At 50.8% G+C, this 2,579-nt stretch carries 5 protein-coding genes; 1 reads left to right on the forward strand and 4 read right to left on the reverse strand.

Going from position 1 to position 2,579, the window contains the following annotated elements; all coding sequences use genetic code 11:
• Positions 1-175: 175 nt before the first annotated feature.
• Positions 176-511 carry a hypothetical protein gene (locus ACYCZ5_RS14000; RefSeq protein ID WP_461545421.1) on the forward strand — a complete coding sequence of 112 codons (336 nt, stop codon included), beginning with the start codon at positions 176-178 and terminating at the stop codon, positions 509-511.
• A 255-nt stretch (positions 512-766) separates the two neighbouring features.
• On the opposite strand, the gene ACYCZ5_RS14005 is transcribed toward ACYCZ5_RS14000, so the two are convergent.
• From ACYCZ5_RS14005 to ACYCZ5_RS14020, 4 genes are all read right to left on the reverse strand, one after another.
• The gene (locus ACYCZ5_RS14005; RefSeq protein WP_461545422.1) at positions 767-1,345 is read right to left on the reverse strand and encodes a hypothetical protein; all 579 of its coding nucleotides are present in this window, start codon (positions 1,343-1,345) and stop codon (positions 767-769) included.
• A 328-nt stretch (positions 1,346-1,673) separates the two neighbouring features.
• A complete protein-coding gene (locus ACYCZ5_RS14010; protein WP_461545423.1) occupies positions 1,674-1,973 on the reverse strand; it encodes a helix-turn-helix domain-containing protein in 300 nt (99 codons plus the stop codon).
• Positions 1,970-2,293 carry a type II toxin-antitoxin system RelE/ParE family toxin gene (locus ACYCZ5_RS14015; RefSeq protein WP_461545424.1) on the reverse strand — a complete coding sequence of 108 codons (324 nt, stop codon included), beginning with the start codon at positions 2,291-2,293 and terminating at the stop codon, positions 1,970-1,972. Before ACYCZ5_RS14015 ends, ACYCZ5_RS14010 begins: the two co-directional genes overlap by 4 nt.
• 39 nt (positions 2,294-2,332) lie before the next feature.
• On the reverse strand, positions 2,333-2,579 hold a 247-nt coding region (locus ACYCZ5_RS14020), incomplete at its 5' end, for a hypothetical protein (RefSeq protein ID WP_461545425.1).

Here is a 2,579-nt window from a genome sequence, read left to right on the forward strand (position 1 = left end):
GCGAAGGCTTCTTCTGTAATACGGTCATTTCCACTCCTTTCAATGTGATGGCAGTTTCCTGCCTTATGACCGTTTACACAAAATCTTTTACACCCCCATTTCAATGCCCAGTAGTTATGCACTTCTTGCCGGCGTGGGTGCCTTTTGTATTCTCTACTGGTTCAGTTCGTTTGGCTTGAGCGCTCTGATCAATTGGTGGTTTTATCCAGCGCCGTCAGTTAACGTGCTCACTGCAATTACAACTTCTTGGTATTGGCGCGCCTTCGGTTTTGCGCTCTATCTTATTCCAGGTTTTCTCGCCGGTTTTGTTGCACGTCGTGCAGGCTTCATGCATGGCGCAATTGTCGGTGCACTCACAGTCCCAATCATGGCATTGTATTTTTATGCCGCTGGTTTTTGGGCCGCCGTGGCAGCCTCGTCACTTCTCTATGGTTTGGTTCTTGGTCTTGTCTGGTGCTCGCTGGGTGGGTTTGTCGGCGAGTTATCTGCATCAAGGATGTGGCGCCAATGACCTCTAACCCTACGGTCAAGTTCGCCCTTCGGGCTGGGACTGCGCTAAAGTGCAGCCCCTTACCTTTACGTTGAGTGTCCGTTATCGGGAAAATCGAACGGCTCTTATGGGTTAACCAGGGACTGATGTCTAAATGAAAATCGAAGGGCCGCTATGTTGCGAGAAGCGGACATTGGCATCAGCGAAACCAAAGGGGCGGAACGTAACCCATAGCGGTCGTTGCTGAAAACAATTGCGATGCTGCCCCCTGTGCTTCTAGTTGGATTTTGAGCAATGCGCTGCAGAAACATATTTGGGGTCTATTCGACGCTGGTCTGGTGTGTACCCTTCGTCTTTGAACATTTTGTCTTTTTCAGCCAGAGATACATGGACAAGGCGATACAGCGCCATGTTCTCGAAATACATATTGGCATCGTAGATTGCTTCGGGAATCTCGTTGAACGGGATGCGCCCCCATTTGCTATTGTCGTAGCGGAAGCCAATATATGAAGGACGTGGGTTGCCATACAAACAAGCTTCTAATTGGCTAGGATAGTTTCCTACAACATAAAGCTTTCCTTGATAGATATTCATCACAAGAGTGTGCAAACTCTCATGCCAAACAATCTCTTCATCCCCGAACTCCGGTAGCTTGAACGTCAGCCACGCCTCGCGCGGTATCTGCTTCACGTCGATGCGCCGCTTCTGCGTCACCGTAATCACCCGCCCGTCCAGCAGCTTCACATCCTCCGTCCAGATAATGATGTTGTTGTCGCTGCACCCGCCAACGAGAGGTATAACCGCAAGCATCAAGCCCAATGTAATGCGCCTAAATATCTGTGCGATGTTGTTCATGCTGCGCTCCTAGTGATCGCAATAGAGGAAAATATCTGAAGGTCTCTTACTGGCCGATCCACGTCCTGCCAATATCTTACCTTCGAGCGTCCGCTCCCAAGAGGTTTTCAGACCCTCGTTTTTCATTCTCTGATCAGTCCCCGGATAACCCGTAGCGGTCATTGATATCAGTTTAAATCTATTGAGAAGTGCACGCATTAGTTAGGAATGACGTAATGCAAGACCCGACCCCGAGGCTTGGCGGTTTGGCCTGATATCTTTGGCTAGCCAAATGAATAATTGGATTTTGAATCACCCCGCGACAAAGGTGGTGTGACGACCGGATGATTCAGACCAGATGCACTTCCACGCGCTTGCCTAATGCGGCTGCGTACTTGCGTAAGGTGTTCAAGCTGGGCGAGTGCTTGCCGGTAGCTAAGGCGCTTTCCAGCCGGGCAATGGCCGGTGCCTTGGTGCCCATGCGCTCGGCCACTTGTGCTTGCGACAGACCGGCGGCGCGGCGCGCAGCAAGTATCTCGTCCAGAATGGCGAATTCCTCCCGGTTGAGTCGGTCGTGTTCTGCCCGCACGGCTGGATCCTTCAGCATCTTGGCGACCATCTGTTCGTGCGTCATGACTTTGGTTTTCATTTCTTTATCTCCTTCATCCGCGCTTCGGCGATCCTGTGTTCGCTTACCGGTGTCTTTTGCGACTTCTTCACAAAGCAGTGCAGCATGACGATCTGTTTACCCACAAGCGTGCAATAAAACACTCGGGCGATGCCTTCTGCCCCCTTCAGCCGTAGTTCAAACAATCCACCACCAAAAGCTTCGGTATGAGGACTGCCCAGATTGGCACCGAAGACCATCATCCTTGCCGTTAATCCGATGTAACGTGCTTGCAGAGTCGTTGGCAAAGCCATGATCTCTACTTGCAAGGCGTCGTTGTAATAGCTGATGGTGTAGGTCACAGGCGAATAGTAACAAATATGTTATTGATGTTCAATGCTTCACCGGCCAATATTGCACATGGTCATTGGTGAACGTCGGCTTTCGGGAGGAATATCGACGGGCCGCTTCTGGCCGATCTCCGTCGTAATGCATCCATCAGGCAGCATGACCGCAACTGCTGGGGGTGTAAAAGATTTTGTGTAAACGGTCATAAGGCAGGAAACTGCCATCACATTGAAAGGAGTGGAAATGACCGTATTACAGAAGAAGCCTTCGCCGGAGCTGATTGACCAATTGATGGCGGGC

It is taken from the genome of Sideroxydans sp. (assembly GCF_054604835.1).

Bases quoted from the DNA above. Each gene is read 5' to 3' on its own strand.
- ACYCZ5_RS14005 (WP_461545422.1), bottom strand. From the start codon at position 1,345: ATGAACAACATCGCACAGATATTTAGGCGCATTACATTGGGCTTGATG.
- ACYCZ5_RS14010 (WP_461545423.1), bottom strand. From the start codon at position 1,973: ATGAAAACCAAAGTCATGACGCACGAACAGATGGTCGCCAAGATGCTG.